We start from the raw sequence: 17,671 nt of genomic DNA on the forward strand, positions 1-17,671 counted from the left end.
GCACCCAGCGAGCCCCGGCGGTGAAGCGCCGCTGGGGACGCCGGAACTGGCGCGAATGGGACGACGTTCCGCCCGCCCGCGAGGACCCGCCCATCGCCTCCGGGCGGCACCTCACGCTGTCCCTTCCGACGCTCCCGTCCTCGATTCCGCTGGCCCGGCACACCGCGCAGATCCGCTTCACCGCGTGGGGCCTGCCGCGCGGCGCCGCCGTCCTGGACGCCGCTCTGCTGATCGTCACCGAGCTGGTGACCAACTGCGTGCGCCACGCCGCCGAGCGCTCACCCCAGCTCGGGCTGACCGTGAGCGTGGGCGACAGCTACCTCGAAGTCCTGGTGGCCGACCAGCACCCCCGCGTGCCGGGGGTGTCGGCCGGCGGCGGCCTGCAGGTGATCGCCGAACTCGTCTACGACTTCGGCGGCCACCTCGCCATCGCCCCCTCCACCCTGAGCGCGGGCAAGACCGTCCGCGTCCAACTGCCCCTGCCCGCCAAGCCCGCACCCTGAGCCCCACCCGGAAGGACACCGTTGCGCTTCGAGATCACCCCCTACGATGACCACGGCACCCCCACCACCCCCGACGTCGTCGACCTGCCCGCCCTGCGCGAACGCCTCGCCCGAGCCGCCGTCACCGGCGAGCGCCTGCACATCCGCCCCCGGCCCCGCCACGACCGCCCCGTCACCCGACACCAGGAGCACCGGCCATGAGCGACGCCACCTCGGAGGAGAAGAGCCGGCGCAAGGCCATGCTGATCCGGGCCGGGGTCTACATCCTAGGGACCCACCTGTTCGCCGGCTTCGTCATCCTGCTCTTCGCCCTCGGCAACCGCCACTGAACCCCGTCGCCGAACGAGCATCGAGCAGACGTCCTGTGTCCCGCCCTATCCAGTCGTTGACCCGCGCAACCGCTATCCTGCGCCTGCTCGCCGGCGGTGAACGCCGACTCGGCCTCGCGGAAGTCGCCACTTCCCTGGGACTGGCCAAAGCCACCGCACACGGAATCCTCCGTACCCTGCGCGAGGAAGGGCTCGTCGAACAGGACCCCGGCAGCAGTAAGTACCAGCTCGGAGCCGAACTCCTGCGTCTCGGCCACAGCTACCTCGATGTGCACGAGCTGCGCGCCCGCGCCCGGCCGTGGACGGACGACCTTGCCCATGTGTCGCAGGAGGCCGTCCACCTCGGTGTGCCCCACCAGCACGGGTTGCTGATCGTCGACCACGTCTTCCGGCCCGACGACAGCCGCCAAGCCTTGGACGTGGGCACCATGCAGCCGTTGCACGCCACCGCGCTCGGCAAGGTCCTGCTGGCCCACGACCCGTCGTTGCGCCGGAACCCACCTGGCCGGACCTGTGAGGCATTGACCCTGGGGAGCCCCACGGATGGCGCGGACGTCGCCGCCGAGGACGTGCTGATCCGCGAGCGCGGCTGGGCCGGCTCGATGGATGAGGCATGGGCGGGCACCGCGTCGGTAGCCGCGCCGGTCCACGACCGACCGGGGAACGTGGTCGGGACAGTGGGCGTCAGCGGCCCAGTGGAACGCATCTGCGACGGCGGGACCGTACGGCCCGGCCTGGTGAGCGCCGTTCGGGACACCGCGCGGGCCATCTCCCGTGACCTGGGCGCCGGGTTGCACTGAACCTGAAGGCGCTCGCGCGGCCCGCCGCGCCGGGGCCGATCCATGCCGAAGGGCGAAGCGGAGGCATGAGCGCGGGACGGGTTAGAGCGTCCACCAGTAGAGGAGCCCGAAGGTCCTTAAAGTTCGGCGCCGACGAGCACGGGCTCGTTGACGAGACTCACGCCGAACGCCGTGTGGAACCCGTCACGGACCTCGCGCGCGAGGGCGAGGGTGTGCTTGGTGGACAGGCGGGCTGGGCCGCTGCCGTGGCCCTTGGCGAAGCCAGCCTTTTCGATCAGCCAGGCCGCCGGGACCTTGGTGCTGCCGTCCGCGGCATCGAAGGCTGGGGGTGTCACGTCAGGGCCGAGGCGGTCGTAGACGCGAGTGAGGAAATCCAGGTACTGGACCGAGTCGAGAACAGGGTTGGTGAAGAAGGAACCAGCAGACCAGGTGTCGTGGTGTTCTGGGGCCAGCACCATGCCCTTGCTGGCCCGCAGTGCCCGCACATGCCTCCAGGCCGTGCTCAGGGGCACGCGCTCGTCCTGCTGAACGCCCAGCGACCCCGCCACCTCCGCGTAGCGGACGGGTGTGGACATGCCGCCAGCGTCCTCCAGGGCGAAGCGGACGTGCAGGACGACGTACCGGTTCGGTTGGCGTTTGAAGGTGCTGTGGCGATAGGAGAAGCCACAGGCCGCGTTGTCCAGAGTCACGGTCTTGCGGGCCATGCGGTCGTAGGCGACGACCTCAGTGACGGTATTTGCGACCTCTTCGCCGTAGGCGCTGACGTTCTTGTCCGCGCGGAGTTTGACGGGTCGGCGCCGCCGTGGTCCCCCGCGGGACCGGACCTCTAAGCCTTGATTGGTGCGGCCGACCTGGCGGCCTGCTCGATCTTCGCGCAGTAGGCTGCACGGGCTTCCTCGTCGATCTGCTTCTCGTGTTCGGCGCGCAACCCGGTCCGGCCGTCGAGGCCCTCGCGCAGGATATCGGCGTGCCCGGCATGCCGGATGGACTCGCCGAGGACATGGACCATGACGGCGAACAGGTTCGTGTCGGCATAAGGCTCCGGCCACCACGGCACGTGGCCGGGGGCGTCAAGGGGAAGCTCGTTGATCGTCGCGTCCGAGCGTTCCCACGTGCGCCGGTAGAACCCGATGATCTGATCGCGGGTCTCGTCCTCGGCCGCCCACAGATCGCTGCCGTCGGAGTCCTGCCACCGGGGCAGCGGTTCCGGGGAAGGGCGGTCGAAGACCTCGCCGAAGTACCTGGCCTCGACGGTGGCCACGTGTTTGACCAGGCCGAGGAGGTTGGTCCCGGTCGCTGTCAAAGGTCGGCGGGCGTCGTATTCGGACAAGCCGTCGAGCTTCCACAGCAGCGCCTCGCGGTCCCGCCGCAGTCTCCCGTGCAGGTTGTCTTTCGCGAATCCATCGATCATGCGGCATGAGCCTGCCATGGGCTGCTCGTGATCTCAAGATCCCGTACGTGGTCCGCAACGACTGGCAGAGCCGAGGCCTGGCCATGGCCGCCGCCCTGACCTGCTACAAGAAGCTCGCGAAACTTGCCACGTGAGACAACCTCTTTAGTGGTCGTAGACGGTCAGGGCGCGCATGACGTGCTGGCCGGTGCGGTCGTTGTGCCAGATTGCGGCGGTGAGCGCGAGGACGCGTTGCAGGACCCGGACGGCACTCCGCCGAGGGTGCGGCCGCGGTGTCATTCGAGGTCGAGTTGGCCCTTGAAGGTCTCGTTGATCGATTCGATGACCTGCCGCAGCGGCTCAGCGCGAACGCCACGGGCAGGCCGCCCAGGGTGCAGACCAGGTGCAGCCGAAGGCCCCAGAAGTACCGTGCGTGGCTGGCACAGTAGCCGTACTGGGCCCATCCGGCCAACGGAGCGTTTGACGGTCTCGCGGGAGCGTCCGCATTCGACCGGAGTGGAGTCCACCACCCACACATCGTCGGTCCACAGCGTGGTGTCACGGGCGAGCACGCGGGTGACGCGGCGGATGAGGTCGGCGGCCTTGCGCAGCCGCTTGTTGCAGTCGGGCTGCTTGGGTAGGTAGGGGAACAGGTGCCGGAGGTGGGCGCGTGCGTGCCGCAGCCAGCGGGCCTCGGAGGTGAAGCCGAGCATTGCCTGCATCATCGCCAAGGTGACCAGCTCCGGGTCGCTGAGCTGCGGCGCGATGCCCACGACCGGCCGCCGGGGAGCGAGTTGCGGCGAATCCTTCAGATAGGTCGTCGGTCTTCACATAGAGTGCGGTCGCGGAGGGAGTCCAACTCTGTCTTCACACACCGATGCTGGACTTCCTCGCCGCCTCCGCGCAGGGACCTGCGGGTGATTGCCCGTTCACGGCCGCTTCCGCGATCGACGGCAGGTCCTGGCCTGCAGGCCCGGCGTTGCGGGCTGGCCGTGCCGACAGCACGCGGGGGCCGGATTTCGCCGTAGGCCCCGACGGTTAGGCTCAGGATCCATGATCTTGCTGAGCGATCCCCAGGTGATCAATATCCCGGTGCACGACTGCGGCGAGCCTCTCGCAGAGATCGCCTCCGTCCCGGCGATTGCACTGGACCCCCGGGAGCGTGACCAGGCCGGGGCCTACGGCCGGGTCAGGATCGGCGTGCTCGAGCGTCTGCGCTCAGCATCCGAGAGGCTTCCCGATGGCGTCAGGTTCCTCGTCATAGAAGGGCATCGCAGCAGCACCGAGCAGGCGCGGCGGTTTGCCCTCTACGAGGACCGCCTGCGCCGCTCCGGCATCACCGACCCTGCCGACCTGCGGCGCCAGGCCAGCGCCTTCGTCTCCCCGATCGAGGTGGCGCCACACTGTGCCGGCGCGGCCCTCGACCTGACGCTCATCGATGCCGATGGCGTCGAGCTGGACATGGGTGGTGCCGTGAACGGCCACCGCACCGGAGACGAGAAGTACTGTCCGCTGGACGCCTCAGGACTATCAGACCGAGCGCGCCACAATCGCGACCTCCTGGCCCGAGCCATGGGCGGCGCCGGCTTCATCAACTACCCCACCGAGTGGTGGCACTGGTCCTACGGCGACCGGTACTGGGCGCTGATCACCAAGGCCGACAGCGCCATCTACGGACCAGCCTGACCACCTCGAACCAGCGGGACCTCAGTACACAGTCACCGACATCCCTTGGAATCGATCATCTAGCGTGTAGCCGGTTGTCGCGATGAGCAGCGCGGTCCCCTCGAAGCCCTTGTCGCCAATGATCAGATTGCTGCCGCCGCCGATGATGAGCAGCGGCTCACCGACGGCATCGGCAGCGCGCACTGTCTCGACGATCTCGGCGTCGGTGGTCGCGGCGACCAGTCGGCGGGCCGGTCCGCCGAGGTGGATGGTGGTCAGCGGGGCGAGGGGGATGTGGAGTTCCTGCGCGGCGTCAGACTGGGTGGTCGTTCAAGGAGATGGCAGCAGAGGGCCCGGCTGCGTGATCCCTCTCCCGTGTTCGTGGCCGTCGATGATTTCGAGATGGCCCGCGGCTGGTCCGGGATAGCGGCGTGGAGATTCTGCCGGACGACGTGAACCGGACGGTTCCCGGTAAGTGACCGACCGGGTCGGCCGAACTCCTGTCAGCAGTAGGCCGACCCGCCGGATCCCGCTTCTGATGACAGGTCGAAACCGCGACGCCTGGCGCTGCGTTCAAGGTCCTCAAGGTCCACGCCGGCCAGCGCCCAGGCGTCGCCCTGCTCGGCGGCCCTCGCCTGGGTCCGTCGCAGCTCGACGGCCCGGCGGCGCAGCATCTCCTCGGACCCGTCGTCCATCCGCTTTCCCCTGTCGCGCTTGGCGGGACCTGGTGCGGCGCCGCCGGGTGGCCTCCACCGCAGGAGGCGCTTCCGGGGGCCTCCCGTGCGACGACTTTATCATTTGCTAAGATTCGCAACTGCGAGGACAGTGAAGGGAGCCGGAGTGCGTATCTCACCGGGCCGAAGCGCCGTGGTGTCGTCCGCTCCGTACCTGGTGCCGGACGGGTCGTGCTGCACCGCGCCAGGTGTGCGGCACTACCGCCGATGGCCCGGGCTTCCGCTCCCCCTGCTGGTCGGCGGGGCTGTCCTTGTGCTCACCGCCGCCCTTGCGGTGTGGTGTCTCCGACGGGAGGGCGGCGGTGAGCATGCAGTGGGAGCTTGAAGAGATGGATGGCGTCGGTGTCCTTCGGCTCACGGGGTACCTCGGCGAGCGGGTGGTGCACCGGTTCCACGGTGCGTTCGACTGGGCCCGCGCACGCTGCACGGGCCCGCTGGTGATCGACCTGTCCGGCTTGCTCGGCTGGAGCCAGGAAGGCGAGGCGGCGATCGTCGACGCCGCCGGCCGGCTCGGCACCGACCGTTCCCCACTGATGTTGTGTGGCCTTCGCGACCGGGCGGCGCCGCTGTTCGCGACCGGTGCCGCCCTCGGCCTCATGCGCGTTTGCTCTGACCTGCAGACCGCGCTGGCAGCCCTGGGCGTGACCGCCGACTCGCGGCCCCGACCATGAGCGATCCGCGACCTTCCCGCGGAGCTCGCCTGCTCTGACGATGGACTTCACCCCGGAAGCCGTGAGTTTGCGGGCAGCGATAAGTGACTTGCCCCGGCCGGACTTTCTCTCCAGAATCCGGCCCATGAACGATCTTCCCAGGACGGACTTCTCCGTCAAACCCGTGCTTGTCGGACGAAAGGTGACCCTGCGTCCGTTCCTGCTGGACCAGGACGCTCCGGCCCTGCGTGCGATCCTGCAGGACCCGGAGGTCGGCCGGCTGACCGGCAGCGACCACGGCCCGGTCGAGCCGGAGCCCTGGAACGAGGCCGCCGAGAAGCAGATGCGCGCCTGGTACGGCACCCGGCACGAGCAGTCGGACCGGCTGGACCTCGCCGTCGTCGAACGGGCGAGCGGAGTGTGCGTGGGCGAGGCCGTGCTGAACGAGTGGGACGGCGGCAACCGCAGCTGCAGCTTCCGCATCGCCCTGGCCCCGGCCGGACAGGACCGCGGGCTGGGCACCGAAGCGGTACGGCTGATCGTCGGTTACGGCTTCGAGCGCCTCGGCCTGCACCGGATCTCGCTGGGGGTGTTCGCCTTCAACCCGCGCGCTCGGCGCGCCTACGAGAAGGCGGGGTTCGTCGCGGAGGGCGTCAAGCGCGACGCCCTGCGGTACGACGGAGCCTGGGTGGACCAGATCACGATGTCGATTCTCGGCCCCGAGTGGGAACGGCACCGCGGCCGCCCCGCTGTCGCGCGCTGACCGCCGCAGCCGCACCCGCGAAGGCCGGTCGGGGCGCCCTTGGCGATCACATGAACTGCACAATTGCTAAAGTCGGACCAGATAGAGGTCCGCTTTCGAGCGCTGATGGAGACGGTGACGACGTGAACGCCGAAGCCCCCACCCCGCCTCCGGTGATCAGCGTCCCGCTGTACCAGCTGAAGGCCGAGTTCTTCAAGACGCTCGGCCACCCCGTGCGGATCCGGGTCCTGGAACTGCTGAGCCAGCGAGAGTACGCCGTCGCCCAGATGCTCCCCGAGGTCGGCGTGGAGGCCGCCCACCTGTCCCAGCAACTCGCCGTGCTGCGCCGTGCCCGGCTCGTCTCCTCCCGCCGCGAGGGCTCCACGGTCTACTACCGCCTCACCACCCCCGAGGTCGCCGAACTCCTCACGGTCGCCCGGGGCATCCTCGGCGACGTCATCACCGGCCAGGCCGAACTGCTGGACGATCTGCGGACGACCACCTGAGGCCGCCCTGCCGATAGCCTGCCGGGCATGATCATCGAGATACGCACCTACCGTCTGCACCCCGGCACCCGGGACGAGTTCGTCCGCGTCATGCGCGAGGAGTCCGTGCCGCTGCTGCGCGCGCACGGCATCGACGTCGTGGACTGCGGCCCGTCCCTGGTCGACGAGGACGGCCACGAAGAGGCCTACCTGATCCGGGCGTTCGCCTCCCTCGCGCACCACCGCGAGCGGGAGGACACGTTCTACGGCAGCGACGCCTGGCGCCTGGGGCCGCGCGAGGCCATCGTCTCGCGCATAGCGAGCTGCCACAGCATCGTCGTCGCGGCCTCCGAAGCGGCGATCACGGCGCTGCGCCGCTGAGCCCCGGCCGCCCGTTCCCTCGAAGGGCTGAACCGGCCGCCTGGCATGCTGTTCTATGAAGCCCAGCAGTTGCTAATCTCCGAAAGTCCGCAAGGCAGTCACGTTCCGCGAAGGCCTGCGCACGCAGGCGGACGGAATCGGCTGCGGGGAGAGCCCTTACCGGGGCGGAGAGGTCGGAGACGTGGGTCTGCTGCGCAAGATCCGTGACACCGGACGGATGGCCGAGCCGGCCCCGCCCGCACCCACCGCCGAGGACGTCCCGCCCCAGGCCCGCCCCCTCGCCGGCTCGGTGCAGGTACGGCATGTGGATGCGGGCTCGTGCAACGGCTGCGAGATCGAGATCGGCGGCGCGTTCGGCCCGGTCTATGACGCGGAGCGGTACGGGGCCCGGCTGGTGGCCTCGCCCCGGCACGCGGACGTGCTGCTGGCCACCGGTCCGGTGACCCGCAACATGGCCGAGCCGCTGCGCCGCACCTACGAGGCGGCGCCGGAGCCCAGGCTGGTGGTGGCAGTGGGTGACTGCGCGCTCGACTGCGGCCTGTTCGCCGGTGCTTACGGCGTCGAGGGCGCTGTGAGGGACGTGGTGCCGGTGGACCTGGAGGTGCCGGGCTGCCCGCCCGAGCCGGCCGCGATCGTGGCGGCACTGCGCAGGGTGACCGGCCGGTGACCACGATCGGCCCGGCCCTTGGCGTCGCGACCGCGCTGGCCGCCGCCGGCAGTGCCGCCGCGCTGCTGGTACCCGAGCGCGGGCGTGCAGCGGCTGTCGGCGTGTGCACCGCCGGGGTCGGCGCGGCCGGCGCGGTGGCGGGGGCGGCGGCGCTGGGCGGCGCCCACTGGGCGGCCCGGTTACCGGAGTTGCTCCCACTCGCCGGGGTCGACCTCACCGTCGACGCCCTCTCCGGGCTGTTCATGGCCGTCTCCGGCGGCGTGGTGGCCGCGGTCGCGGTGTACGGGATCGGCTACACCGGCCACGGCCTGACGGCCCGCCCGGTGCAGGCGGTGCTCCCGGTCTTCGCCTGGACCCTGCTCCTGGTGCCGACCGCCGCGAGCGTCGCCACCTTCCTCCTCCTGTGGGAGCTGATGGCGGCGACCTCGCTGCTGCTGGTGCTGGCCGAGCACCGGCACCGGCGCCAGGTCCGCGAGGCCGGGCTCTGGTACGCGGTGATGACCCACCTCGGCCTGATCCTGCTGCTGATCGCCCTGCTGCTGTTCGCGGCCCGCGCGGGCGGGCAGTCCTTCACCGCCCTGCGCGCCGCTGCCGGCGCCCTCTCACCCGCCGTACGGGGCACGGTGTTCGTCCTGGCGCTCGCCGCATTCGGGTCCAAGGCAGGCATGGTGCCACTGCACGCCTGGCTGCCCCGGGCCCACCCGGAGGCCCCCAGCCACGTCTCCGCGCTGATGAGCGCCGCCATGGTCAACCTCGGCGCCTACGGCCTGGTCCGCGTCGGCCTCGACCTCCTCGGCGGCGGGCCCCGCTGGTGGTGGCTGCTGACCATCGCCCTCGGCGCGCTGTCGGCCGTGTACGGGATCGTCCAGGCGGCCGTCGCCACCGACCTGAAGCGCCTGCTGGCGTACTCGACCTGCGAGAACCTCGGCCTGGTCCTGCTCGGCGTGGGCGCGGCCGGGCTGTTCTCCACCGGCGGCGACCAGCCGCTGGCCGCGCTCGCCCTGGCCGCGGCCCTGCTGCACGTGGTCAACCACGCGGCGTTCAAGGCGCTGCTGTTCTGCGCGGCCGGCTCGGTGCTACGGGCCACCGGCACCCGGGACCTGGACGCCCTCGGCGGGCTGCGCGCCCGGATGCCGGTCACCTGCGCGCTGTTCGCAGTCGGCGCCTTGGGCGCGGTGGCGCTGCCGCCGGGCAACGGCTTCATCAGCGAGTGGCTGCTGCTCCAGTCGCTGATCCACGGCCTCGCAGTGCCCGGCGTGGCCACCGCGGTGGTGCTGCCGGTGGCGATCGCCGCGATCGCCCTGTCCGCCGGCCTGGCGGCGGCGGCCTTCGTGAAGGCCCTGGGCGTCGGCTTCTTCGCCCGCCCGCGCAGCACCGCCGCCTCCTCGGCCGTCGAGAGCCCGCGGGCCATGCTGACCGGCCTGGGCCTGCTCACCGCCGCCTGCGCCGCGCTGGCGCTGTTCCCCGGGGTGCTGGCCGACGCTCTGGCCCGGGCCACCGCCGCGTCCGGGCTCGCCGGGGGCCATCCGGTGGACGCGCCCGGACTGCACCTGCGCCTGGCCCAGGTGTCCGGGGTCCTCGCCCCGCTCTGGCTGGCACTCGCGCTGGTCGCCGCCGTCCTCCTGCTCGCCCTGCTGCTGCGGCTGGCGGCCCGCGAGCCCCGGCGCAGGCAGGCCCCGCTCTGGGACTGCGGCGCGGGCGCGCCCACCGCCCGGATGGAATACACCGCGACCTCCTTCGCCGAGCCGCTGCAACGGGTCTTCGACGACGTCCTCGCCCCGGAACAGGACATCGACGTCACCCCGGTGCGCGAGGCCGCGTACCTGGTGGAACGCGTCCGGTACCAGCGGACGGTGCCCGACCGCATCGAACACCGGCTCTACCGCCCGGTGCTGGCGCTGCTCGCCGAGGCGGGCCGGGCAGCCCGCCGGCTGGCCGACGGCAGCGTCCACCGCTACCTGGGCTACGGATTCTTCGGGCTGATCACCCTGCTGGTCGCGCTGGCGGTGACCCGATGAGCGAGCGATGGGGGCACCCCCGTCCGAAGGCTGGGGGAGAGGCGGGCACATGAGCGCCGTCGGGGCGGCGGCGATGGTGGCCCAGACAGCCGTGGTGGCGGGCGGCGCGCCGTGGCTCGCCGGGCTGATGCGCCAGGTCCGGGCCCGCCTGGAGGGCCGCGCCGGGCCCGGCCTCGGCCAGCCCTGGCGCGACCTGCGCAAACTGCTGCGCAAACGACCGGTCACCGCCACCGGCACCGGGTGGGCCTTCCGCACCGCCCCGCTGCTGCTGGTCGCCACCACCGCCGTGGTCGCCACCCTGGTACCGCTGGCCTCGACCGACACCCCGGTCAGCGACTCCGCCGACCTGATCGTCGTGGTCGCGCTGCTCGCTCTGGGCACAGTCTCGCTCGCGCTGGCCGGTCTGGACACCGGGACGGCCTTCGGCGGCATGGGCGCCTCCCGCGAGATGACCGTGGCTGCCCTGGTCGAACCAACCCTGCTGATGGCGGTCTTCGCACTGTCCATCCCGGCCGGCTCCACCAACCTCGCCGCGATCGTCGCCGGTGCCGCCCACGACCCGGCCCGGCTCGCCACCCCCACCGGGCTGCTCGCCGCCTTCGCCCTCGCGGTGGTCGTCCTCGCCGAAACCGGCCGGCTGCCCGTGGACAACCCGTCCACCCATCTCGAACTCACCATGATCCACGAGGCGATGGTGCTGGAGTACGCCGGGCCGGACCTCGCGCTCGTCGAACTCGGCGCCCAGATGCGGCTGACCGTATTGCTCGGCCTGCTCGCCTCGCTCTTCACCCCGTGGGGTATCGCCACCGGCGCCGGGGCGGCAGCCGTCCTGCTCGCGCTGCTGCTGTTCGCCGTCAAGGTCGCGCTGCTCGGGGCACTGCTGGCCGCGGCCGAGGTGTTCTGGGCCAAGGTCCGCCTGTTCCGGGTGCCCGAACTGCTCGCCGGCTCCTTCCTGCTGGCGCTGCTGGCCGTGGCCTCCTCCTACTTCCTCACCGGAGAGTGAGCCCGTCGATGAATCCCTGGACCCGAGGCCGATGAGCGACGGAACCTTCACCCAACTACTCGACCTCGCCTGCGGAATCCTGCTGCTCGCCGCCGTGCTGGTGCTGTGGCGGCGCGAACTCTCCGCCATCGTCCGGGTGTTCGCCGCCCAAGGCGCGGCGCTCGCCGCCATCGCGGCGCTGCTCGCCGTCCATGAGCACCGCTGGGACCTCGTCGGGGTGGCCGCCGGCATCGCCGTCCTACGGGCCGGCGTGCTGCCCCACCTGATGCGCCGCGCGCTCACCGCCAGCGGCGGCACGCAGGAGACCACACCTCTGGTCAACGTCGCCGCCTCGCTGCTGACCGCCGCCGCGCTCACCCTGCTCGCGTACGCCGTCGCCCGCCCGCTCACCGAACTCGCGCCCTCGCCCGCCACCCGAGCGCTGCCGGTCGGGCTGGCCGTCGTCCTCATCGGCTTCTTCGCCCTGGTCACCCGCCGCCACGCGCTCTCCCAGGTGGTCGGCTTCCTGCTGGTCGACAACGGCATCACCGCCGTTGCGTTCCTCGCCACCTCCGGCGTCCCGCTGATCGTCGAACTCGGCGTCTCCTTCGACGTGCTGTTCGCCGTCCTCGTCCTGCAGATCCTCACCACCCGGATGCGCGCCGCCTTCGGCAGCACCGACCTCGACGACCTGCGAAGGCTGCACGACTGATGCCCCCCGATGCCTCCGCGCTCCTGCTCACCCTGCCGATCGCGACGCCCGCCGCCGTCGCGGCCGGCTATGCCGCCACCGGCTGGCGGCCCGCGACCGCGTGGGCCGGGCTGCTCTCCCCGGCCGCGATCCTGGCCTGTGCCGCCGTCCTCGCCACCGACGTGCCCGGTCACGGCCCGCGCTCCGAGTACGGGGGGCTACTGCGCGCCGACGCGCTGGCGGTGTGGATCCTGCTCGGCGTCGGCGCGGTCGGCGCGCTGGCCTGCGCTGCCGCCCCCGCCTACCTGGCCGCCGAGCGCGCCGGCGGGCACGCCGACGAGGGCTCGGCGCAGCGTTTCGGCGCCCTCGTGCACCTGTTCCTCGCGGCCATGGCCCTGGCCACCCTCACCGCCAACCTCGGTGTGCTCTGGGTCGCCGTCGAGGCCACCACCATCGTCACCGCCTTCCTGGTCGGCCACCGCCGCACCCGCGCCGGCGTCGAGGCCGCCTGGAAGTACGTGGTCATCTGCTCGGCCGGCATCGCCCTGGCCTTCCTCGGCACCGTCCTCGTCTACTACGCCGCCCGGCACGCCGGCATCTCCGAGGCCAAGGCCCTGGACTGGCCGACCCTGCTCGCCCACGCCGACCGCCTCGACCAGCGCACCGTCCGCCTCGGCACGGCCCTCGCCCTGCTCGGGTTCGGTGCCAAGGCCGGCCTCGTCCCGCTGCACGCCTGGCTGCCCGACGCCCACAGCCAGGCCCCCGCCCCGGTCTCGGCGCTGATGTCCGGCGTCCTGCTGGCCGTCGCCTTCACCGCCGTCCTGCGCTACAAACTGATCGCCGACGCCGCACTCGGCCCCCACTTCGCCCGCAGCATGCTGCTCTGGACAGCGCTGATCACCCTCGCCCTCGCCACCGCCCTGCTGCTCGGGCAGCGGGACTACAAGCGCCTGCTCGCCTATTCGAGCATGGAACACATGAGCCTTATCGCGCTGGCCGCCGCCGTCGGCAGCCGGCCGGCGCTATCCGCCCTGCTGCTGCACATGGCCGGCCACGGGCTCGCCAAGGGCGTCGCGTTCTGCTCCTCCGGGCACATCCTGCACCTGACCCGCACCACCCGGATCGGCCGGGTGCGCGGCCTGCTCGCCCGTGCCCCCGCGCTCGGCGGCACCTTCGGCCTGGCCGTCCTCGCCCTGCTCGCACTGCCGCCGTTCAGCCTCTTCGCCTCCGAACTCGCCATCGCCCGCGCCGGGTTCGCCTCCCCACTCGGCTGGGCCACCACCGTCGCACTGGCCCTCGTCCTGGCCTCGTTCGCCGCGATCACCGCCCGCACCGCCCGGATGCTGCTCGGCCCCCGACCTGCCGGCGCGGCGGCGGCCCCGGAGCGTGCCGGGTTCGCGGTGTGGGTGCCACTGGCGGGCGGACTCGCCGTCTGCGCGGCCCTCGGCGTCACCATCCACCCGCTGAACGAGCTGCTGACCGCCGCCGCGCAGATCGGAGGCCACTGACCGTGCCACCCGTCCAGCACGCCACGATCGACCTCGGCCCCGCCGAACTCCCCGGTCAGACAGCCGACCTGCTCGCCGCCGGCAACCGGCTCGCCCTGGTCGCCGCGCACCACGACCCGGGCGAGATCCGCGTGGTGTACCTCTTCGTCCAGGGCCCGCCCGACACCCGCACCGAACTGCACGTCCACCTCGACCCGCGGTACCCGGCCGTGCCCAGCCTTGCCGGAATCTCCTTTCCCGCAGGCCGGTTCGAACGGGAGATGCGCGACCTGCACGGCATCGTCCCCCTCGACCACCCACTGCCCCGGCGGCTCGTCCGCCACCCGCACTGGCCGCGCGGCTGGTACCCGATGCGCCCGGACGCCGGACCGCCCCCGCCGTTCGGCGAACCCGAAGGCCCGTTCCCCTTCCTCACCGTCGAGGGGCCGGGCGTGTACGAGATCCCGGTCGGCCCCGTCCACGCCGGCCTCATCGAACCCGGCCACTTCCGCTTCTCCGTCGTCGGCGAGACCATCCTCAAGCTCAAGGCCCGCCTCTGGTACGTCCACAAGGGCATCGAGAAGCACTTCGAGGGCCGGGACCCGGTCGAGGCCGTCGCCCTCGCCGAGCGCGTCAGTGGCGACACCGCCGTCGGCCACGCCCTCGCCTACTGCCTCGCCCTCGAACACGCCACCCAGACAGTCGTGCCTGCCGAGGCCCGGGCCGCCCGCGCTCTGCTGCTCGAACTCGAACGCGTCCACAACCACGTCGCCGACCTCGGCGCCCTGTGCAACGACGTCGGCCACGGCATCCTCAACGCCCACGCCTGGCGCATCCGCGAACAACTCCTGCGCCTCAACCAGGAGATCACCGGCCACCGCCTCCTACGCGGCGGCATCCGGCCCGGCGGCTGCGCCCTGCGCGCCCTGCCGTCGCCGGACCGGCTGCGGGCGGTCGCCGCCGACGTGGCCGACCTGGTCGACCTCGCGCTCAGCCACCGCACCGTCCTCGACCGCTTCACCGGCACCGCCGTCCTCACCCAGGACGCCGCACGGGGCCTGGGCTGCCTCGGCCCCGTCGCCCGCGCCAGCAGCCTGCCCACCGACGCCCGCCACGCCCACCCCGACCACGACCACGGCGAGGCCCTCACCACCCACGTCCTGCCCGGCGGAGACGTCCTCGCCCGCTTCCGCATCCGCGCCCAGGAAGCACAGACCTCACTCACCCTGGCCGAGCGCCTCGCCGACAGATTGCCCCTCGGCGCCACCGCAGACCGGCCGCCTCCGTACGGCAATCACCGGCCAAGCAGCGGCAGCGGCCTCGCCGAGGGCTGGCGCGGCACCATCGCCACCCGGATCGAACTCGCCGCCGACGGCCGCCTGAGCCGCGTCAAGATCGTCGACCCGTCCTTCTTCAACTGGCCCGCCCTGCCGGTCGCCCTCGCGGACACGATCGTCCCCGACTTCCCCCTCACCAACAAGAGCTTCAACCTCTCCTACGCCGGCAACGACCTGTGACCCGCAGCGCCCAGCCGCAGCTCACCTCGGCCTGGCTGGGAGACGGCTACGCCCACCCCACCCGGTCCGGCGACCAGGCCCTCGCCCGAGCCTCGGCCCAGGCCGGCCTGGCCCTGGAGCGCACCTACACCGCCAAGACGCTCGCTGCCCTGCTCGGCCTGGACGCGACCGGCCGCCTGGATGGCGGCCCGGTGGTCTTCCTGCATACTCACGGCCCGAGGTGAGGCGGCGGCTGGGGGAGCGCCTGTCCGGCTGATCCTCCGGGATCGGCCGGTGGCGAACTGCCAAGACACTCTTTCATCTCCTGAGCAGACCTGAACGCTGATGGTGATTGCGCGAAGTCGGTGCTGAATACGGTCTCGCGGACCTTGTCCATGGCGACGCGCTGTTCGAAGGCTTCGGCGACGTAGGCGGAGAACTCGCCGGGGCCGACGTGCACGCGGACCGTCTCGGCGAGGCTCTCGGGCAGGCTGATCGAGTACATGGTGCTGCTGCCTATGGTTCTGATGCGACCCGTGGTGGTAGCGGTCGGCCGGCTTGCGGCAACAACGTCGGCCAGTTGTTTTCATCCGCGCCGCAGGTCTGGAAGCTCACCGTCTGGTTCGAGGCCTTTACGGCGGCGGCGCGGTTCCTTCACGCTTGATCGAGCAGCACCTGACATGTGCCACCGGTATTGAAGGGGGACGGATGTCGAAGGGCACCTCGGGGGAGTACTGGCACGCACCCGCATTGCCGAGCGTCTTCAAGCACACACTGCTCAGCCGTTACATACCGAGGTTCGGGGGGATGACCGGATCGCGGAGCGGCGGCGAGGTCGTGTACCTGGATGGGTATGCGGGTGAGGGCCGCTACGAGAACGGCGAGTCGGGTTCAGCCGGCAAGGTCCTGAAGATCGCGGCTGATCATCAGGCGAAAGGGCTGCTCCGCTGGACCTGCTTCTTCGCCGAGAGATCGGCGCCTTCCTTCTCCAACCTCGAAGCCCTCGTCGCCGAGTACCGTGGCCAAGGCGTCGACGCCCGCGCGTTCCACGGTGACGTCCTCGGCCTGATGGACGAGGTCCTGGCTACCGCGGTCGGCCGACCGCTGTTCCTCTTCCTCGACCCGTGCGGCCTGGGGCTACCGTTCGACACCTTGGTCGACATCCTGGCGCGACGCCGTAAGGAGACCTGGCCCCCGACCGAACTGCTGCTCAACTTCAGCATGATGGCGGTGCGCCGCATCGGCGGGAACTCGCACTCGGACAAGGGGAACGAGCGCACCAACGAGCGCCTGGACGAGGTCTGCGGCGGGCGGTGGTGGCGCGAGTACTTCGCCGAGGGCTACAGCCGGGACGCAGACGATGAGGTCGCCGCCGAGTACAGCGAGCGCCTCGGGGCGGCTACCGGCATGCACATGGTCTCCGTCCCGGTCACCAAGGCGCCCGGTCAGAAGGCGGTCTACAACCTCGTCTTCGGAACCCGGAGCAACCACGGTCTGTGGGCCTTCGGCGATGCCCACTCCCGCGCCCGCGACACGTGGTGGGAGGAGTTGGAACTCAACGAAGAGGCCGAGAGCGACGCGCTGTTCGCCGTGGCGAGTCTCCAGCGGCCTGACCCTACGAAGATCCATCAGACGGCGGTCCCGGCCATGGCCGAGAACATCGCCAACCTGCTGCGGCAGGGCCGGTCCTTCAAACTCGTCGAGTACACGGCCGAGGTGTTCGGTGAGTTCTACGGCCAAGTGCCCGAGAAGGTGGCCCGCCAGGCGGTCAAGCACCTGCGGGCGATGGGCGGGACCCCGAGCGACGGCACCGGCTCGCCGGTCCACAACCTGCAGGTGCTCCCGCCGATCAGGCCGTAAGCGGCAGCGGCATCTGGTCCCACGTCCGGCCGTCCAACAGACGGCCGCCGGCCTTGGGCGTGCGCCCGCCCCACTGCTTGAAGAAGAACGCCACGTTGTCCCGCAGGCAGGCGTCCCGCACGTCCAAGGCCCAGGACTCCTCCATCGGCCGATGACCGGGGCCCGACTCTCCGCCGACGATCACCCAGTCGATGCCCTGAAGGTCCAACCGGTCGAGTGGGCCGAGCAGCGGCTCGCACGACAGGAACCGCACGGCAGCGGGAACCGTGCGCAGGTCGTCGACCCGATCCAGCTCCGCCGAGCTCTCCACGGAGACACCGACCCAGACGTTCGGCGGCCACTCCAGTCGATCCGCGACCCGGCGCAGCCGGCGGGCCCGCTTTGTCAGCACTTGATAGGTGTGCTGCGGGGTGTCAGCCATGACCGCGAAGACGCGACGCACGAAGTCGAGCGGCACCTTCGCGTGGAACAGGTCCGACATCGAGTTCACGAACACCGTGCGCGGCCCCCTCCACCCGTAGGGGACGGACAGGGCATCGGGATGGAGGGCCAACCCGAACCCGGGCCCGGACGTGCGCGGATCACCGTCCGTCTGGTACTTCGCCGCACCCATTGCCTTGAGCCGCTTCGCCAGTGCCAGGGCGTAGCAGTTGCCGCAGCCGGCCGAGACGCGGTCGCAGCCGGTGGTCGGATTCCACGTCGCCTCCGTCCACTCGATCCCGCTCCGATCGCCCACTGCCCGCTCCCTCGCCCTGCTGCCCACGGGCCGGAGCCGCCGACAGTCACCTGAC

22 protein-coding genes and 3 pseudogenes are annotated in these 17,671 nt (G+C 71.5%); 18 read left to right on the forward strand and 7 right to left on the reverse strand.

Features of this window, described 5'->3' with window-relative positions:
- Positions 1-20: 20 nt before the first annotated feature.
- From ACFQ87_RS26955 to ACFQ87_RS26970, 4 genes are read left to right on the forward strand one after another with little or no spacing between them, the layout of a single operon-like run.
- Complete coding sequence (locus ACFQ87_RS26955; protein ID WP_380613404.1) at positions 21-503, forward strand: ATP-binding protein; 483 nt, start codon at positions 21-23, stop codon at positions 501-503.
- A 21-nt stretch (positions 504-524) separates the two neighbouring features.
- A complete protein-coding gene (locus ACFQ87_RS26960; RefSeq protein WP_380613405.1) occupies positions 525-704 on the forward strand; it encodes a hypothetical protein in 180 nt (59 codons plus the stop codon).
- Positions 701-832 (forward strand): DUF6126 family protein, encoded by a 132-nt coding sequence (locus ACFQ87_RS26965; protein WP_380613406.1) that lies wholly within the window; start codon positions 701-703, stop codon positions 830-832. Before ACFQ87_RS26960 ends, ACFQ87_RS26965 begins: the two co-directional genes overlap by 4 nt.
- Before the next feature lie 35 nt (positions 833-867).
- Positions 868-1,632, forward strand: a complete 765-nt coding sequence (locus ACFQ87_RS26970; RefSeq protein WP_380613407.1) for an IclR family transcriptional regulator — start codon at positions 868-870, stop codon at positions 1,630-1,632.
- Positions 1,633-1,748: 116 nt separating this feature from the next.
- Here the strand turns inward: ACFQ87_RS26970 and ACFQ87_RS26975 are convergent.
- Together ACFQ87_RS26975 and ACFQ87_RS26980 are read right to left on the reverse strand one after the other, a co-directional pair.
- Positions 1,749-2,402, reverse strand: a pseudogene (locus ACFQ87_RS26975) (UDP-N-acetylmuramate dehydrogenase); the annotation flags it as partial.
- A 56-nt stretch (positions 2,403-2,458) separates the two neighbouring features.
- Entirely contained in the window at positions 2,459-3,043 is a 585-nt protein-coding gene (locus ACFQ87_RS26980; RefSeq protein WP_380613408.1) for a DinB family protein, read from the reverse strand.
- Positions 3,044-3,048: 5 nt separating this feature from the next.
- Between ACFQ87_RS26980 and ACFQ87_RS26985 the strand changes: the two genes are divergently transcribed.
- Positions 3,049-3,177: a hypothetical protein gene (locus tag ACFQ87_RS26985; RefSeq protein ID WP_380613409.1), complete on the forward strand. Its 129-nt coding sequence runs from the start codon at positions 3,049-3,051 to the stop codon at positions 3,175-3,177.
- A 10-nt stretch (positions 3,178-3,187) separates the two neighbouring features.
- Here ACFQ87_RS26985 and ACFQ87_RS26990 read toward each other — a convergent pair.
- A pseudogene (locus ACFQ87_RS26990) lies at positions 3,188-3,893 on the reverse strand (hypothetical protein).
- A 182-nt stretch (positions 3,894-4,075) separates the two neighbouring features.
- Between ACFQ87_RS26990 and ACFQ87_RS26995 the strand changes: the two are divergent.
- Positions 4,076-4,708 carry a M15 family metallopeptidase gene (locus tag ACFQ87_RS26995; RefSeq protein ID WP_380613410.1) on the forward strand — a complete coding sequence of 211 codons (633 nt, stop codon included), beginning with the start codon at positions 4,076-4,078 and terminating at the stop codon, positions 4,706-4,708.
- A gap of 57 nt (positions 4,709-4,765) precedes the next feature.
- Here the strand turns inward: ACFQ87_RS26995 and ACFQ87_RS27000 are convergent.
- A pseudogene (locus ACFQ87_RS27000) lies at positions 4,766-4,981 on the reverse strand (FAD-binding protein); the annotation flags it as partial.
- Between the two features lie 209 nt (positions 4,982-5,190).
- Positions 5,191-5,382 carry a hypothetical protein gene (locus ACFQ87_RS27005; protein ID WP_380613411.1) on the reverse strand — a complete coding sequence of 64 codons (192 nt, stop codon included), beginning with the start codon at positions 5,380-5,382 and terminating at the stop codon, positions 5,191-5,193.
- Between the two features lie 347 nt (positions 5,383-5,729).
- Between ACFQ87_RS27005 and ACFQ87_RS27010 the strand changes: the two genes are divergently transcribed.
- From ACFQ87_RS27010 to ACFQ87_RS27060, 11 genes are all read left to right on the forward strand, one after another.
- The gene (locus ACFQ87_RS27010) at positions 5,730-6,092 is read left to right on the forward strand and encodes an STAS domain-containing protein (protein ID WP_380613469.1); all 363 of its coding nucleotides are present in this window, start codon (positions 5,730-5,732) and stop codon (positions 6,090-6,092) included.
- A gap of 124 nt (positions 6,093-6,216) precedes the next feature.
- Positions 6,217-6,834, forward strand: a complete 618-nt coding sequence (locus ACFQ87_RS27015) for a GNAT family N-acetyltransferase (protein WP_380613412.1) — start codon at positions 6,217-6,219, stop codon at positions 6,832-6,834.
- A gap of 155 nt (positions 6,835-6,989) precedes the next feature.
- Positions 6,990-7,319 (forward strand): ArsR/SmtB family transcription factor, encoded by a 330-nt coding sequence (locus ACFQ87_RS27020; protein ID WP_380613470.1) that lies wholly within the window; start codon positions 6,990-6,992, stop codon positions 7,317-7,319.
- Positions 7,320-7,346: 27 nt separating this feature from the next.
- The gene (locus ACFQ87_RS27025; protein WP_380613413.1) at positions 7,347-7,679 is read left to right on the forward strand and encodes an NIPSNAP family protein; all 333 of its coding nucleotides are present in this window, start codon (positions 7,347-7,349) and stop codon (positions 7,677-7,679) included.
- Between the two features lie 181 nt (positions 7,680-7,860).
- Positions 7,861-8,346: an NADH-quinone oxidoreductase subunit B family protein gene (locus ACFQ87_RS27030; RefSeq protein WP_380613414.1), complete on the forward strand. Its 486-nt coding sequence runs from the start codon at positions 7,861-7,863 to the stop codon at positions 8,344-8,346.
- Positions 8,343-10,364 carry a proton-conducting transporter membrane subunit gene (locus ACFQ87_RS27035; protein WP_380613416.1) on the forward strand — a complete coding sequence of 674 codons (2,022 nt, stop codon included), beginning with the start codon at positions 8,343-8,345 and terminating at the stop codon, positions 10,362-10,364. The genes ACFQ87_RS27030 and ACFQ87_RS27035 overlap by 4 nt, the downstream gene beginning before the upstream one ends.
- Positions 10,365-10,413: 49 nt before the next feature.
- A complete protein-coding gene (locus ACFQ87_RS27040; RefSeq protein WP_380613417.1) occupies positions 10,414-11,367 on the forward strand; it encodes a respiratory chain complex I subunit 1 family protein in 954 nt (317 codons plus the stop codon).
- Positions 11,368-11,398: 31 nt separating this feature from the next.
- Positions 11,399-12,058: a hypothetical protein gene (locus tag ACFQ87_RS27045; protein ID WP_380613419.1), complete on the forward strand. Its 660-nt coding sequence runs from the start codon at positions 11,399-11,401 to the stop codon at positions 12,056-12,058.
- On the forward strand, positions 12,058-13,545 hold the full coding sequence (locus ACFQ87_RS27050) for a proton-conducting transporter membrane subunit (RefSeq protein WP_380613420.1): 1,488 nt from the start codon (positions 12,058-12,060) through the stop codon (positions 13,543-13,545). Before ACFQ87_RS27045 ends, ACFQ87_RS27050 begins: the two co-directional genes overlap by 1 nt.
- Positions 13,546-13,547: 2 nt before the next feature.
- Positions 13,548-15,041: an NADH-quinone oxidoreductase subunit C gene (locus tag ACFQ87_RS27055; protein ID WP_380613421.1), complete on the forward strand. Its 1,494-nt coding sequence runs from the start codon at positions 13,548-13,550 to the stop codon at positions 15,039-15,041.
- Complete coding sequence (locus tag ACFQ87_RS27060; RefSeq protein WP_380613422.1) at positions 15,038-15,265, forward strand: hypothetical protein; 228 nt, start codon at positions 15,038-15,040, stop codon at positions 15,263-15,265. Before ACFQ87_RS27055 ends, ACFQ87_RS27060 begins: the two co-directional genes overlap by 4 nt.
- Here the strand turns inward: ACFQ87_RS27060 and ACFQ87_RS27065 are convergent.
- Positions 15,250-15,525, reverse strand: coding sequence for a hypothetical protein (locus ACFQ87_RS27065; RefSeq protein ID WP_380613423.1), 276 nt, complete (start codon positions 15,523-15,525; stop codon positions 15,250-15,252). The two genes, ACFQ87_RS27060 and ACFQ87_RS27065, sit on opposite strands and share 16 nt — an antisense overlap.
- 203 nt (positions 15,526-15,728) lie before the next feature.
- Here ACFQ87_RS27065 and tcmP point away from each other — a divergent pair, with 203 nt between their 5' ends.
- A complete protein-coding gene (tcmP, locus tag ACFQ87_RS27070) occupies positions 15,729-16,880 on the forward strand; it encodes a three-Cys-motif partner protein TcmP (protein WP_380613425.1) in 1,152 nt (383 codons plus the stop codon).
- Here tcmP and ACFQ87_RS27075 read toward each other — a convergent pair.
- Complete coding sequence (locus tag ACFQ87_RS27075; protein WP_380613426.1) at positions 16,870-17,616, reverse strand: DUF5131 family protein; 747 nt, start codon at positions 17,614-17,616, stop codon at positions 16,870-16,872. The genes tcmP and ACFQ87_RS27075 overlap by 11 nt on opposite strands.
- Positions 17,617-17,671: the final 55 nt, after the last annotated feature.

It is taken from the genome of Kitasatospora sp. NPDC056531 (genome assembly GCF_042794375.1).
GTDB lineage: Bacteria > Actinomycetota > Actinomycetes > Streptomycetales > Streptomycetaceae > Kitasatospora.

What these genes read in the sequence shown, in the direction of transcription:
- ACFQ87_RS26965 (WP_380613406.1), top strand. Translation starts at nt 701, where the DNA reads ATGAGCGACGCCACCTCGGAGGAGAAGAGCCGGCGCAAGGCCATGCTG.
- ACFQ87_RS26980 (WP_380613408.1), bottom strand. Translation starts at nt 3,043, where the DNA reads ATGATCGATGGATTCGCGAAAGACAACCTGCACGGGAGACTGCGGCGG.
- ACFQ87_RS26985 (WP_380613409.1), top strand. Translation starts at nt 3,049, where the DNA reads ATGAGCCTGCCATGGGCTGCTCGTGATCTCAAGATCCCGTACGTGGTC.
- ACFQ87_RS26995 (WP_380613410.1), top strand. Translation starts at nt 4,076, where the DNA reads ATGATCTTGCTGAGCGATCCCCAGGTGATCAATATCCCGGTGCACGAC.
- ACFQ87_RS27005 (WP_380613411.1), bottom strand. Translation starts at nt 5,382, where the DNA reads ATGGACGACGGGTCCGAGGAGATGCTGCGCCGCCGGGCCGTCGAGCTG.
- ACFQ87_RS27010 (WP_380613469.1), top strand. Translation starts at nt 5,730, where the DNA reads ATGCAGTGGGAGCTTGAAGAGATGGATGGCGTCGGTGTCCTTCGGCTC.
- ACFQ87_RS27015 (WP_380613412.1), top strand. Translation starts at nt 6,217, where the DNA reads ATGAACGATCTTCCCAGGACGGACTTCTCCGTCAAACCCGTGCTTGTC.
- ACFQ87_RS27025 (WP_380613413.1), top strand. Translation starts at nt 7,347, where the DNA reads ATGATCATCGAGATACGCACCTACCGTCTGCACCCCGGCACCCGGGAC.
- ACFQ87_RS27040 (WP_380613417.1), top strand. Translation starts at nt 10,414, where the DNA reads ATGAGCGCCGTCGGGGCGGCGGCGATGGTGGCCCAGACAGCCGTGGTG.
- ACFQ87_RS27045 (WP_380613419.1), top strand. Translation starts at nt 11,399, where the DNA reads ATGAGCGACGGAACCTTCACCCAACTACTCGACCTCGCCTGCGGAATC.
- ACFQ87_RS27050 (WP_380613420.1), top strand. Translation starts at nt 12,058, where the DNA reads ATGCCCCCCGATGCCTCCGCGCTCCTGCTCACCCTGCCGATCGCGACG.
- ACFQ87_RS27065 (WP_380613423.1), bottom strand. Translation starts at nt 15,525, where the DNA reads ATGTACTCGATCAGCCTGCCCGAGAGCCTCGCCGAGACGGTCCGCGTG.
- tcmP (WP_380613425.1), top strand. Translation starts at nt 15,729, where the DNA reads ATGTCGAAGGGCACCTCGGGGGAGTACTGGCACGCACCCGCATTGCCG.